The organism is Streptomyces sp. NPDC020742 (assembly GCF_040641675.1).
Lineage (GTDB): Bacteria > Actinomycetota > Actinomycetes > Streptomycetales > Streptomycetaceae > Streptomyces.
The window spans coordinates 1-13,430 of sequence record NZ_JBFAEA010000013.1; the positions used below are offsets into that span (position 1 = coordinate 1).

The following is a 13,430-nucleotide window of genomic DNA, read 5'->3' on the forward strand; positions in this document are numbered from 1 at the left end:
GTCCAGACGTAAAGCGAAGCAGTCTGGACACCCACCCCCGCAGGCCCACCACCGCAGCCGACAGCCCCGCGCAGCGGCCCCGCCCGCCGCAGGCGCAACGGCGAGTAGCAAGCACGCCGGCAAAGCCGACAACGTTGGAAAGCACCCAGCCGCCAGGCCACGGCGGCAAAGCCGGCAACAACCGGGCCGCCGGCCCACCGGCGAACAACCACCACGGCGGGTCAGCCGACAACGTGGGAAGCCCGCCGCCCCGGCAGACGCCGCGCAACCGTGCGCCCCTCGCGCGCCCCCTGGCCGTAAAGCGTCGTACGGGGGCAGCTGGCCCTGCCGCCCAGGGGCCGGCCGGAGGTGGCGAGCCGAGGGGGCCCTGGCGGCGCCCCGGTGGCGACCCCGCGGGCGGGCCCGGCGGAGTGCGGTGGTCGGGGGCAGGGCCTCGTGGTCGTGGGCGGTGGAGCGGCCCCTGGTCGGCCGGGAGGGCCCGGAAAGCGAGCGTGATCAGGTCCGCATGCTGGGACGATGCGGTGGCCGGGCAAAAAAGTGCGGGGCGCGCGGAGGGGCCGGCGGGCGCCGTGCGCGGGGACCGGCGCGGCCGGGCGCGGAGGGTCGCGGGGGTCGGCGCCGGGGGTGGCCGGATCCGCTTCAGCAGGGGGTTTCCCGGGGGTGCGGGTGGCCCGGAATCAGACTCCGCGGGTCGTCAACGGAAACACGCGATGACCACTCGAAGTGATCGACGGAACACAAGAACGTGCAAAATCGGCCTCGGGTCCGGAAGTCATGTGAGCTATTCTGCTGGGCAAGAAGGATCCGGGCAGCGTTGCCCCCGGGTCCTTTTGTGCTTTCAGCCACCACTGCGTGTGGCTGCGAGGACCCCGTACGAAGCAGTGCCGCAGACTCCCCCGGCCAGGGCCGGGAGATGCCCCGTCGCAGGGACCGAGGAGGAACCAGACGTCATGGGCGAGCGAAGCAGGCAGGACCGCGAGCAGATCAGGGTGGAAGGCGCCGAGGACCGGGCAGGTGGTCGGAGGTGAGTTCGCTCCTGCTGCTGACCAACGCACTCCAGCCGTCGACGGAGGTGCTCCCCGCGCTCGGCCTGCTGCTGCACAGCGTGCGGGTGGCCCCTGCCGAAGGCCCGGCTCTGATCGACACCCCCGGTGCCGACGTCATACTGATCGACGGCCGCCGCGACCTCCCGCACGTCCGCTCCCTCTGTCAGCTGCTGCGGTCCACCGGCCCCGGCTGCCCGCTGATCCTGGTCGTCACCGAGGGCGGCCTGGCCGCCGTCACCGCGGACTGGGGCGTCGACGACGTCATGCTGGACACCGCCGGCCCCGCCGAGGTCGAGGCGCGGCTGCGCCTGGCGATGGGCCGCCAGCAGATCACCACCGACGACGGCCCGATGGAGATCCGCAACGGTGATCTGTCGGTGGACGAGGCGACGTACAGCGCCAAGCTCAAGGGGCGGGTCCTGGACCTGACCTTCAAGGAGTTCGAGCTGCTGAAGTACCTGGCGCAGCATCCGGGCCGGGTCTTCACCCGCGCCCAACTGCTCCAGGAGGTCTGGGGCTACGACTACTTCGGCGGCACCCGCACGGTCGATGTGCACGTCCGGCGGCTGCGCGCCAAGCTCGGCCCCGAACACGAGTCGCTGATCGGCACGGTCCGCAACGTCGGCTACCGCTTCGTCACGCCGGAGAAGGCGGAGCGGGCGGGCGAGTCCGCGGCCAAGGAGGGCGCGGCGAAGGCGGCGGACGCGGCCGGCGGCGGAGGCGCGGCGAAGGGGCGCGCGGGCAAGGACGGCAACGGCGCCGGGACCCCGGCCACGGCCCGCGCGGACTCCGCGGACGTACCCGCCGCCAGCCGGTAGGGCCCGGCGGCCCACCCGCGTAGACTGCCGCGCGTGGCCAAGGTGACGCGGGATGATGTGGCAAGACTGGCGGGTACGTCCACCGCCGTTGTCAGTTACGTCATCAACAACGGACCCCGGCCGGTCGCCCCGGCCACGCGCGAGCGGGTGCTCGCCGCCATCAAGGAGCTCGGCTACCGGCCGGACCGCGTCGCCCAGGCGATGGCGTCCCGCCGTACCGACCTCATAGGCCTGATCGTGCCGGACACCCGGCAGCCGTTCTTCGCGGAGATGGCGCACGCGGTCGAACAGGCCGCCGCCGAGCGCGGGAAGATGGTGCTGGTCGGCAACGCCAACTACCTCGACGAGCGCGAGGTGCACTATCTGCGCGCGTTCCTCGGGATGCGGGTGGCCGGGCTGATCCTGATCAGCCAGGGCCCCAGTGAGCACGCCGCCGCCGAGATCGACGCCTGGGACGCCCGGGTGGTGCTGCTGCACCGCCGGCCGGACGCCATCGACGACGTCGCGGTGATGACGGACGACATCTGGGGCGCCCAGCTGGCGACCCGACACCTGCTGGAGCACGGTCACCCCTACGTCGCCTTCCTCGGCGGTACGGAGGAGACCCCGAAGTCCGGCGACCCGGTCACCGACCACGTCGAGGGCTGGCGCCGGGCCATGCTGGAGTCGGGGAAGTCACCGGAGGGGCGTTACTTCGAAGCGGCCTACAACCGCTATGACGCCTACCAGGTGGCGCTGAAGCTGCTGGCCGGCCCGGACCGGCCGCCGGCCATCATGTGCGCGACCGACGACCAGGCGATCGGTGTGCTCCGGGCCGCCCGTGAGCTGCGGATCGATGTGCCGGGCGAGCTGGCGGTGGCCGGCTTCGACGACGTCAAGGAGGCCGCGCTCACCGATCCGCCGCTGACCACCGTCGCCTCCGACCGTGAGGCGATGGCCCGGGCCGCGGTCGATCTGGTGCTGGACGACGGGCTGCGGGTGGTCGGCTCCCGGCGGGAGCGGCTGCGGCAGTTCCCGTCGCGGCTGGTCGTACGGCAGTCCTGCGGCTGTCGGGACTGACCGGACGGCGGGACGCGGCCGGGCGAGGGACGCGGCCGGGCGGTGGGCCGTTCCCGGGCGGCCAGACGGCGGGGCGTTGCCGGGCGGCGGGGTGGCAGGGCGGTGCCGGGCGGCGGGTGCGGGCCTGGGGGGACGGCCGGGTGACGGCGCACGACCGGATGCGCGGGGCAGTCCTTATACCGGGCATACCTACTTCTGTTGGGTCTCTCAGGGCGTTCTCAGGCGGTTCTCATGGACCGGCCGCATGGTCATCACATGACCCAGAGCTACCGCCGAAGCGGCGATGAGATGCCCCAGGACCGGCCGTACGGTTACGGCGCCGACCACGGCGCTGACCAGGCCGCCCACTACGGCACCGACTACGGCAGCGCGCACGGCGCATACCCGGGCGGCGGCGGACCGGCGGTTCCGCCGCCCCCGCCGTACGCCCCCGGGCCCGCCGGACCGTCCGAGCCGCGGCGCGGCCGGGCCCGCCGGCCGGTCGCCCTGATCGCGGCGGTGGCCCTGGCCTCGGGACTCATCGGCGGCGGCAGCGCGGCTCTGATTGCCGGGGCGACCACCGGGCAGAGCCAGAACAGCGTCTCCACCCCGCTGGTCAACGCGGGCAAGAACAGCGGCAGCGGCGTCTCGGGGGTGGCCAAGGCGGTCAGCCCGGCGATCGTGGAGATCAAGGCCCGGACTACGGGCGGGGAGTCCACCGGCTCCGGCGTCGTGGTCACCAGCAGCGGCGAGATCGTCACCAACAACCACGTGGTCTCCGGCGCGGACACCGTGACCGTCACCTTCAGCGACGGCAGCCGGAAGACCGCCACGGTCGTCGGCACCGACCCCGCCAAGGACCTGGCGCTGATCAAGGTGCGGGGCGCCAAGGACCTGACCGCCGCCTCGCTCGGCGACTCCGACAAGCTCTCGGTCGGCGACCAGGTCGTGGCGATCGGCTCGCCCGAGGGCCTCACCGGCTCGGTGACCAGCGGTATCGTCTCCGCCCTCAACCGGGATGTGACCGTTCCCAAGGAGGAGGGCCGGCGCCAGCAGCAGGGCAATCCGGACGACGGCGGCGGCTGGCCGTTCGAGTTCGGTGGCAACCAGTACAACGGCGACACCGGCTCGTCCAAGACCTCCTACAAGGCCATCCAGACCGACGCCTCGCTCAACCCCGGCAACTCCGGTGGCGCGCTGATCAATATGCAGGGCCAGATCATCGGCATCAACTCCGCGATGTACTCGCCGAGTTCGGCGTCGAGCAGCACCGCGGGCAGCGTCGGCCTGGGCTTCGCCATCCCGATCAACACCGTCAAGGCCGATCTGGACGGGCTGCGGGACGGCGGGAGCGGCGGCGGCAACAGCGGCGTCTGAGCCTCCGCGCCGCGCCCCGGCGTGCAAGGCTGAAGGCACCAGCCGTCCGTTCCGTACCCCTCCGAGGTAACCACGCACATGAGCCCCGCCGAGCACGGTGACCAGCCCGCCCGCATCCTGATCGTCGACGACGAGCCCGCGGTCCGCGAGGCCCTGCAGCGCTCGCTCGCCTTCGAGGGCTACCGGACCGAGCAGGCGGTCGACGGTCTGGACGCGGTGGAGAAGGTCGCGTCCTACGACCCCGAACTGATCGTGCTGGACGTCCTGATGCCCCGCATGGACGGGCTGACCGCCGCCCGCCGGCTGCGGGCGAGCGGGGTGACCGTACCGATCCTGATGCTGACCGCCCGGGATACCGTCGGCGACCGCGTCACCGGGCTCGACGCCGGCGCCGACGACTACCTGGTCAAGCCCTTCGAACTGGACGAGCTGCTCGCCCGGATCCGCGCGCTGCTGCGCCGCAGCTCCTACCCGGCGGCCACCGGTGCCCAGCCCGAGGAGGGCGAGACGCTGAGCTTCGCCGATCTGCGGATGGACCTGTCGACGCGGGAGGTGTCCCGGGGCGGCCGGCAGGTGGAGCTGACCCGTACGGAGTTCACCCTGCTGGAGATGTTCCTCGCCCATCCGCGCCAGGTCCTCACCCGTGAGCAGATCCTCAAGGCCGTCTGGGGCTTCGACTTCGAGCCCACCTCCAACTCGCTCGATGTGTATGTGATGTACCTGCGCCGCAAGACCGAGGCCGGCGGCGAGCCGCGGCTGGTGCACACGGTGCGCGGGGTCGGCTACGTCCTGCGCGCGGAGGGCGGGGCGGAATGAGCACCGGCGGGACCCTTCACTCAGGCGGGACCCCTCCCACCGGCGGGACCCCGCCCACGGGCGGGGCCTCTCCCACCGGCGGGCGCCCCTCGGGCCCGATGGCCCGCTTCCGGCAGCTGCCGCTGCGCTCCCGGCTGGCGATGCTCACCGCGGTGGCGGTCGCCTTCGCGGTGGCGCTCTCGGCCGCCGCCTGCTGGCTGATCACCCGTGACCGGCTGACCGAGCAGCTCGACGCGCAGCTCAGCAGCGTCGAGGTGAACCCGGGCTATGCGCAGGCGCTCAGCGCCTACTGCGGCGACCCGGACGGGGCGCACTTCCCGCCCACGCCGTACACCATCCAGCTGGTCTCCGCGGGCGGCTCGGTCTGCACCTCGCCGGAGTCGTCGCCGATCCCCGCCCAGCGCGCGGACACCGCGGTGGCCGCCGGACGGGTGGCGAGCACGCTGCACACCGCCCGGGCCGAGAACGGCGCCGAGATGCGGGTGTGGACCCGGCCCTACACCGGCCCGCTCACCGACGCCCAGGGCAACCGGCTGGCGATCTCGGTCGCGGTGCCCATGAAGCAGGTCACCGACCCGCTCAACCAGCTCGCGCTGGTGCTGCTGATCGTCGCCGGCGTCGGGGTGCTGGGGGCGGCCACCGCCGGCCTGTGGGTGGCCCGCGCGGCCCTCAAACCGGTGGACCGGCTCACGGGTGCCGTCGAACACGTCGCCCGGACCCAGGACTTGACCATCCGCATCCCGGTGGACGGCGAGGACGAGATCGCCCGGCTGTCCCGGTCCTTCAACGCGATGACCGCGGCCCTGGCTGCCTCCCGCGACCTCCAGCAGCAGCTGATCGCGGACGCCGGCCATGAGCTGCGGACGCCGCTGACCTCGCTGCGGACCAACATCGACCTGCTGGTGCGCAGCGAACGCTCCGGCCGCCCGATCCCGGCCGCCGACAAGGAGGCGCTGCTGACGTCGGTGAAGGCGCAGATGGGGGAGCTGGCGGCGCTGATCGGCGACCTGCAGGAGCTGTCCCGGCCGCCGGCGCCCGGGCCGAGCGCCGTCGAGGTCGTGGCGCTGCACGAGATCGTCGGCTCGGCGCTGGAGCGGGCCCGGCTGCGCGGGCCGTCGCTGACCCTCACCGCGCAGATCGAGCCCTGGTACGTACGGGCCGAGCCGGCCGGGCTGGAGCGGGCGGTGGTCAACCTGCTGGACAACGCGGTGAAGTTCAGCCCGTCCGGCGGCAGCGTCGAGGTCCGGCTGTCCGGCGGTGAGCTGACCGTACGCGATCACGGGCCCGGCATCCCGCAGGACGAACTGCCGCACGTCTTCGAGCGGTTCTGGCGCTCGCCGTCCGCCCGCAGCCTGCCCGGCAGCGGCCTGGGGCTGTCGATCGTGGCGCGCACGGCGGAGCAGGCGGGCGGAGCGGTCCGGCTGCGGTCCGTGGACCTGGGCGGCACCGAGGCGGTGCTGACCCTGCCCGGTGCGCCGACCCCGCCACCCGGGACGCCCCAGGAGCCGCCGGCGCAGCCGGGGCGGGCGGGCTGAGGTCCGGCGCCGGAGCGCCCCGGCGGCCCGTCCTCGGGGGCGCTTCCCCAGCGGAACCCGTGGCGCCCGGGGCCCGGCCGCCGGAGCGCCCCGGCGGCCCGTCCCCGGGGCCCGGAGCCCGCAGCCCGAGGGCGGGAACCCGGCACCCCAAGCCGGCAATCCGGCAATCGGCAACCCGGCGCCCGGCGACCGGTGGTCGGCGCCCGGTGGCCGGTGCCCGTACGGGGCTACGCCCCCGTCCTCACCCCTTCTTCTTCGCCGAGTCCCCGAACGGCAGCTCCGACCCCGACAGCTCGGCGCGGATGCCGTCCCGCTCCACGGAGATGTGCCGCAGCCGGACGTCACCGGGCATCTTGGGCAGCTGGAAGGAGAGCGACAGCCGGTCGGCGAGCTGGGGCTTGGTGAGCCCGGTCAGGGTGCCGAGGATCTTCGGGTCGATGCCGACCTTCTGCAGCAGCCAGGGGTGGTCCGCCACCACATCGACGAGGTTGACCTTCATCAGGTCGTGCACGAAGCGCGGCGAGCCGGTCAGCTGGTGCAGCTTGTCGTCGCTGCGCAGCGCCTCCTGGACGTACTGCCGGGGGATCCCGATCCGGTCCACGATCGCCGGGATGCCCAGCATCGCCTTGGCCTTGGCGGCCTCGCGGCTGAGGTCGGCGGCGGCCTTGTGGGTCAGCCGCAGGCCCTCCTCCTTGCCGGTGCCGGGGCGGTAGACGGCGAGGTCACCGATGTCCAGGCGCATCTTGCTGATGTCGGTGGAGATGCCGCGGTCGCCGGTCTGCTGGATGCGCGCCTCGGCGTGCACCCGCAAGTCATGCCCGGCCACCGGCAGTTGCCCGACCGCCCGGACCGCGTTGGGGCCCATCTCGCTGAACTTCACCTGCGAGGCGCCCAGTTCGCGGTTCATATCGTCGAAGGCGAGCAGCACGGTGCCGTTCATGGTGCCGATGGTGGCGCCCTTGATGGAGTCCGGCAGGTCGCCGTCGATCCGGATGTCCTTCGCGGTCGCGTCGAACTTCGCCAGTGAGACCCGGTCGGCGGCCACGTCGGGGATGGAGACCTTGACCTGGTCCACCCGCTTGTCCAGGACCTGCGTCAGGAACGGGAAGCCCGCGATCTCCACCTCGGGGGTGGCGTTCAGATGCAGCGCGTCCTTGATCTTCTTGGCGGCGGCGTTCTGCGCGTAGAGCACCGCGAAGCGGTCGCCGAGGGCGAGGAACGCGGTGCACACCACGACCGCCACCAGCAGCTTCAGGGTGATCGGGACGGCCGCGAAGCGGCTGATGCCGCGCTTCTTGCGGCGGTGGTTGGGCTTCGCCCAGGTCTCGTCCTCGTCGTCCGGGCGCAGCCCCAGGCCCAACGGGTCATCGCTGTCGTCGCGTTCGTTGAGGTAGGTGCGCCGGCGGGTGGGGCCGGGGACGTCGAACCCGTCGTACTCCGACCCGGTTCCCGTCTCCGGGTCCGGGTCGGCGAGGGCGGCCAGATCCGCGTACGGGTTGACGCGCGCGAGCCTTCTGGTGTCGCCCGTGGAGTCGTCCCCGGAGCCCGGTGCGGCGGACGTGGGCGCGGCACCGGTGGGCGAGGGCGAAGATATGCGTATGGGGGTTCGCATCCGTACATCCCACCACGAGCGGGACCCTCGAACGCAAGTTGAACCGGGGGTATGTCGGCTAGTTAACAGTCGCCTCGTTGCTCTTGGCGAAAAATTGCCTCCCTCATGATACCGACTGAACTACCGTCATACCTCGTGCAGAAGCGGCCGGTTGCCCGCCGCGACGGCGACTTCTCCGGCCCGGCCGCGCCCCTCCGCTCAGGCGGGAGCCGCGACCGGCCGATGGAATGCCCGTGGACCCGGCCCGTTGCTCCCCTTCGGGGTCCGTGCCCGGCAACCACCGAACGACCGTTCTTCTCCTGGGAGATGCCCTGATGATCGTGGTAACCGGAGCGACCGGCAACATCGGCCGCAGGCTCGTCGAACGGCTCCTCGCGGACGGCGTCGCGGTCCGCGCGCTGACCCGCGACCCGGAACGCGCCGGGCTGCCGGCCGGCGCCGAGGTGGTGCGCGCCGACCTGAGCGGTGCCGCGGACCTCGTCCCGCTGCTGGCCGGCGCCGACGCCCTCTTCCTCAACCTCGCGGCCGGCGGCGAGCGGGCCGCGGCCCGAACGGTCGACGCCGCGGTGACGGCCGGCGTCCGGCGGATCGTCTTCAACTCCTCGATGGCGACCGACGACGCCGACCCCGACCAGCCCGATTTCATCGCCCGGATGCACGCCAACCTGGAGCGTGCCGTCCGCGACTCCGGCCTGGAGTGGACCTTCGTACGGGGCGCCAACTACGCCACCAACGCCCTCGCTTGGGCCCCGGCGATCCGCGCCACCGGTGTGGTGCGCGACGCCCACCCCGGCGCCCAGGGCGTCCCGGTCCACGAGGCGGACCTCGCGGACGTCGCCGCGGTCGCCCTGTTGGACCGCAGCGGCACCCACCAGGGCCGGGCCTACACCGTCACCGGCCCGGCGGCGATGACCGTCGCCGACCAGGTCGCCGCGATCGGCCGGGCGATCGGCCGGGAGACCCGGGTCGAGCAGATCTCCGAGGAGGCGGCCGCCGAGGCGATGGCCGGGCCGCACCTGCCCAAGGAGGCCGCGCTGGAGCTGGTCCGGATGTTCGGCGGGACGGTCGAGGCCCCGCCCTTCCCGGTCACCGACGCCGTCGAGAAGGTCACCGGCCACCCGGCCCGCACCTTCGCCCAGTGGGCGGAGGACCACGCCGCCGACTTCTCCTGACCGGCGCGCGCAGCTCCCGCTGGTGGAGCCCCCCCCGCGCTGGGGACCGGCCGACCGGCCGCGTCCCCCTCCGGGCGCGGTCGGCTCCGCCACACGGCGGAGGCGGGGGCTGCCGGAGGGGGACGCGGCCGGGTGGGACGGGCTACTTCACCACGGTGATGCGGTCCGCCTTCGGCGGGGTGAGGGGGTGGTCCGCCGAGGAGTGGGCGGTCAGGTAGGCGGTGAGGGCGTCCAGGTCGGAGGGGCCGACGTACTTGTTCTTGCCGTCCTTGAAGGCGGGGAAGCCGTCGCCGCCGCCGGCCAGGAACTCGTTCATCGCGACGCGGTAGGTCTTGGCCGGGTCCAGGGCGGCGCCGCCCAGCTTCACCGAGTTTTTGACGACGCGGTCGGCGCCCTTCTTGGTCATGTCGAGGGTGTAGGTGAGCCCCTGGGAGACCTGGAGGATCTTGGGGGAGGCCTCGTTGGGGCCGCTGACCTGCTGCTGGAGGGCGGCCAGCAGCTGGGCGCCGGTGAGGTCGACGACGTTCATCATGTTGGTGAACGGCTGGACGGTGAACGCCTCGCCGTAGGTGACCACCCCGTCGCCCTCCGAGCCGGAGGCCTTGAAGGCGAGGTCGGAGCGGATGCCGCCGGGGTTCATCAGGGCGAGCTGGGCGCCGCCCTTGTCGGACGCCTTGGTGGCTTCGAGCTGGGCGTCGGCGATGACGTCGCCGAGCGGGGCCTCGGGGGCGTTCGCGCCGCGGCCGGCGATATCGGCGGAGATGTGGCCGACGGGGCGGCCCGCGACCGGCGCGGCCAGCTTGTTCCAGCGGGCGATCAGCGAGGTCATGTCCGCGGCCTTGGGCTGGGTGCGGTCCACGACGTGGTTGACCGCGCCGGGCGCCTTGACGCGGGTGCGCACGATGTCCTGGGTGCGGCGGTCATAGGTCAGCGTGGTGTCGGTGTAGAGCTTGCCGTAGGACGCGGCGGAGGTGACGGTGCGCGGGCGGCCGGACGGGTCGGGGATGGTGCAGGCGTAGGCCTGGTGGGTGTGGCCGGTGACCAGGGCGTCGACCGCGGGCGTCACATGCTTGGCGATCTCGGTGATCGGCCCGGAGATTCCGGGGCCGGGGCTGTCGCAGTCGTAGTTGTACGAGGTGGAGGCGGGCATCCCGCCCTCGTGGATCAGGGCGACGATCGCCTTGACGCCCTGGCGGTTCAGCACCTTGGCGTACTTGTTGATCGTCTCGACCTCGTCGTGGAACTTCAGGCCCTTGATGCCCTCGGCATTGACGATGTCGGGGGTGCCCTCCAGCGTCACCCCGATGAACCCGATCTTGACGCCCTTGTGCCGCCAGACGGTGTACGGCTTCAGCAGCGGCTTGCCGGTCTTGTCGTCGGTGACGTTCGCGGTGAGGTAGGGGAAGTCGGCGCCCTGGTACTTCCGGCCGTCCTGGTAGCAGCCGTCCTTCGGGTGGCAGCCGCCCTTCTGCAGCCGGGTCAACTCCGCGCGGCCCTCGTCGAATTCGTGGTTGCCGACGGAGGTGACGTCCAGGCCCAGCTTGTTCATGGCCTCGATGGTGGGCTCGTCGTGGAAGAGCCCGGAGAGCAGCGGGCTGGCGCCGACCAGGTCGCCGGCCGCCGCGGTGACCGAGTACGGGTGGCCCTTGCGGGCGGTGCGCAGGGACTGCGCCAGGTACTCCACGCCGCCGGCCGGGACGGTCTTCTTGGTGCCGTCCGGCTGGAGCTCCTCGACCGTGCCGGAGGAGCCCTGCGGCGGTTCGAGGTTGCCGTGGAAGTCGTTGAAGGAGAGCAGCTGGACGTCAACGGTGCGGCCGGAGCGGTCCCGGTGGCCGGTGTCCGCGCCCGCCGGCAGGGCGGCGGCGGTGACGGCGGCCGTCGCGGCGGTGGCCAGCACGGCGGTCCCGATGGTCAATCTGCTGATTCTGCGGCGCCGTTGCGGTGTCGCTGGCATGTGGTCCCCTCCCGGATGTCACTGAGCGGACCGCAGCTTATTGTCGACGCGCGTAGTGCGACAGGGTTTCCCGGTTACGGACGGGTTGCCGGGGAGCGGCGGCGGGGCGGGCGCCGGTGCGGGTGGCGGCCCGACGGAAGGCCGCCGCCGGTCGTACGCTTCACACATGACTGACGCTGCACAGGAGATGGGCCGGACCGGCCGCAGGATCGAGGTGGTCGACGCGCTCGCGCCGGACGCGGCCGCGTCCGCCCTCGCGCTGATCGAGCGGGCCGCGCGTACCGACGGGCAGCCCGCGGTGTCCGAGCAGGGGCGTCTGCAGCTGCGGGGCGGCGCGCGCCCGGGCGTACGCCATGTGCTGGTGTACGCCCGCGGAGACCACGGGGAGGGCGCCGAGGAACTGGTCGCCTACGGGCAGCTGGAGGACACCGACCCGGTCGAGGCGCCGGCCGCCGAGCTGGTGGTGCACCCCGGTTTCCGCGGGCGGGGGCACGGGCGGGCGCTGGGCGGTGAGCTGCTGGTGCAGTCCGGGCGCCGGGTGCGGGTCTGGGCGCACGGCGGGCATCCGGCCGCCCGGCACCTGGCCCAGACCCTGGGGCTGACGATGTTCCGGGAGCTGCGGCAGATGCGGCGCTCGCTGGCGGACCTGGAGCTGCCCGAGCCGGTGCTGCCCGAGGGCGTGTCCGTACGGACTTTCCAGCCGGGCACGGACGACGCGGCGTGGCTGGAGGTGAACGCGGAGGCCTTCGCCCACCACCCCGAGCAGGGCTCGCTGACCCAGCGCGACCTGGACGACCGCAAGGCCGAGGCGTGGTTCGACCCCAAGGGCTTCTTCCTGGCGGAGCAGGCGGGCCGGCTGGTCGGCTTCCACTGGACCAAGGTGCACGCCGACGAGGGCCTCGGTGAGGTCTATGTGCTCGGGGTGCGGCCGGGCTCCCAGGGCGGCGGCCTGGGCAAGGCGTTGACCTCGGTCGGACTGCGCCACCTGGCCGGGCAGGGGCTGCCGACGGCGATGCTGTACGTGGACGCGGACAATGCGGCGGCGGTGTCGGTGTACGAGCGGATGGGGTTCGTCACCCACGAGACGGACCTGATGTACCGCTCGGAGACCTGAGGTGCCGCTCGGAGACCTGAGGTGCCGCTCGGAGACCTGACGTACTGCTCGGAGAGCTGAGGCGCCGGGAGCGGCGGCGGAGCGGAGCGGGGCGGACCTTCGGCGGTCCGCCCCGCTCCGCCGTTCCGGGCCGTCTTCCACGGCGGACGTCATGGCCGGCCCGGGGTGAACGTCATGGCCGGTCCGGGCCGAACGTTATGGCTGGTCGGGGCCGTGCCGCACGGTTGCCGAGGGCGGCCCGCACCGCTGCCGCAGGCGGCGGTCCCTCACTGCTGCTGCGCCCGCCACTCGCGTGCGAGCAGCGCGTAGATGACCTCGTCGGTCCACTCGCCGTCGAGGAACTCGTTCTCCCGCAGATGGCCCTCGCGGCGCATCCCCAGCCGCTCCAGGAGCCGGGCCGAGGCGGTGTTGCGGCCGTCCAACTCGGCCTGGATGCGGTGCAGTCCCAGCTCCTCGAAGCCCAGCTTCAGCAGCGCCCGGCTGGCCTCGGTGGCGTAGCCGTGGCCGGAGTGGTCGGGGTGGAAGACATAGCCGATGCCGCCCTGGCGGTGTGCCTGGCTGGTCAGCACGAAGGTGACGTCGCCGACGAGGGTTCCGGTCCCGCGGACCACCACGGCGAGCTGAAGGACGTCGCCGGAGGCGCGCAGCGTGGTGCGGGTGGACTTGGTGGCGACGGAGGTGCGGGAGCCCGCCTCGTCGAGCGGGCCCCAGTAGAGGTAGCGGCAGACCTCCGGGAGCCGCTGGTAGGCGTGGATCGCGGGGAAGTCGTCGGCGGTGACCGGCCGCAGGTCCAGCCGGGCGGTACGGATCGGGTACGCGGGGGAGTACGGCAGCGGCGGCGGGGTGGGCGCGGGAGGCGTGGCGGGCGTAGACACGCGGTCAGCCTAAGGAGCGGAGGTTGACAGGTGCACCCGACTTCCCTCACCCTTCCACTACTTAATTAGTGGA

10 protein-coding genes are annotated in these 13,430 nt (G+C 73.0%); 7 read left to right on the plus strand and 3 right to left on the minus strand.

The annotated features are described in order from the left end of the window. Positions 1 to 1,024: 1,024 nt before the first annotated feature. From AB0G84_RS21945 to AB0G84_RS21965, 5 genes are all read left to right on the plus strand, one after another. Positions 1,025 to 1,864, plus strand: coding sequence for a response regulator transcription factor (locus AB0G84_RS21945; RefSeq protein ID WP_361323168.1), 840 nt, complete (start codon positions 1,025 to 1,027; stop codon positions 1,862 to 1,864). A 33-nt stretch (positions 1,865 to 1,897) separates the two neighbouring features. After that, the gene (locus AB0G84_RS21950) at positions 1,898 to 2,923 is read left to right on the plus strand and encodes a LacI family DNA-binding transcriptional regulator (RefSeq protein WP_361323171.1); all 1,026 of its coding nucleotides are present in this window, start codon (positions 1,898 to 1,900) and stop codon (positions 2,921 to 2,923) included. Between the two features lie 255 nt (positions 2,924 to 3,178). After that, positions 3,179 to 4,279 carry a trypsin-like peptidase domain-containing protein gene (locus AB0G84_RS21955; protein WP_361323174.1) on the plus strand — a complete coding sequence of 367 codons (1,101 nt, stop codon included), beginning with the start codon at positions 3,179 to 3,181 and terminating at the stop codon, positions 4,277 to 4,279. Positions 4,280 to 4,357: 78 nt separating this feature from the next. Continuing rightward, positions 4,358 to 5,095: a response regulator transcription factor gene (locus tag AB0G84_RS21960; protein ID WP_361323176.1), complete on the plus strand. Its 738-nt coding sequence runs from the start codon at positions 4,358 to 4,360 to the stop codon at positions 5,093 to 5,095. A gap of 98 nt (positions 5,096 to 5,193) precedes the next feature. Then, positions 5,194 to 6,630 carry a HAMP domain-containing sensor histidine kinase gene (locus tag AB0G84_RS21965; protein ID WP_361323179.1) on the plus strand — a complete coding sequence of 479 codons (1,437 nt, stop codon included), beginning with the start codon at positions 5,194 to 5,196 and terminating at the stop codon, positions 6,628 to 6,630. A gap of 241 nt (positions 6,631 to 6,871) precedes the next feature. Here AB0G84_RS21965 and AB0G84_RS21970 read toward each other — a convergent pair whose 3' ends face one another. Continuing rightward, positions 6,872 to 8,242 carry a DUF2993 domain-containing protein gene (locus tag AB0G84_RS21970; protein WP_361323182.1) on the minus strand — a complete coding sequence of 457 codons (1,371 nt, stop codon included), beginning with the start codon at positions 8,240 to 8,242 and terminating at the stop codon, positions 6,872 to 6,874. A 314-nt stretch (positions 8,243 to 8,556) separates the two neighbouring features. Between AB0G84_RS21970 and AB0G84_RS21975 the strand changes: the two genes are divergently transcribed. Next, positions 8,557 to 9,414, plus strand: coding sequence for an NAD(P)H-binding protein (locus tag AB0G84_RS21975; RefSeq protein ID WP_361323185.1), 858 nt, complete (start codon positions 8,557 to 8,559; stop codon positions 9,412 to 9,414). A gap of 142 nt (positions 9,415 to 9,556) precedes the next feature. Here the strand turns inward: AB0G84_RS21975 and AB0G84_RS21980 are convergent, their stop codons facing one another. Beyond that, the gene (locus AB0G84_RS21980) at positions 9,557 to 11,368 is read right to left on the minus strand and encodes a bifunctional metallophosphatase/5'-nucleotidase (protein ID WP_361323188.1); all 1,812 of its coding nucleotides are present in this window, start codon (positions 11,366 to 11,368) and stop codon (positions 9,557 to 9,559) included. Between the two features lie 166 nt (positions 11,369 to 11,534). On the opposite strand from AB0G84_RS21980, the gene mshD reads away from it, so the two are divergent. Then, positions 11,535 to 12,482: a mycothiol synthase gene (mshD, locus tag AB0G84_RS21985; RefSeq protein WP_361323191.1), complete on the plus strand. Its 948-nt coding sequence runs from the start codon at positions 11,535 to 11,537 to the stop codon at positions 12,480 to 12,482. A gap of 266 nt (positions 12,483 to 12,748) precedes the next feature. On the opposite strand, the gene AB0G84_RS21990 is transcribed toward mshD, so the two are convergent. Continuing rightward, positions 12,749 to 13,357: a GNAT family protein gene (locus AB0G84_RS21990; RefSeq protein WP_361323194.1), complete on the minus strand. Its 609-nt coding sequence runs from the start codon at positions 13,355 to 13,357 to the stop codon at positions 12,749 to 12,751. Positions 13,358 to 13,430 lie beyond the last annotated feature (73 nt).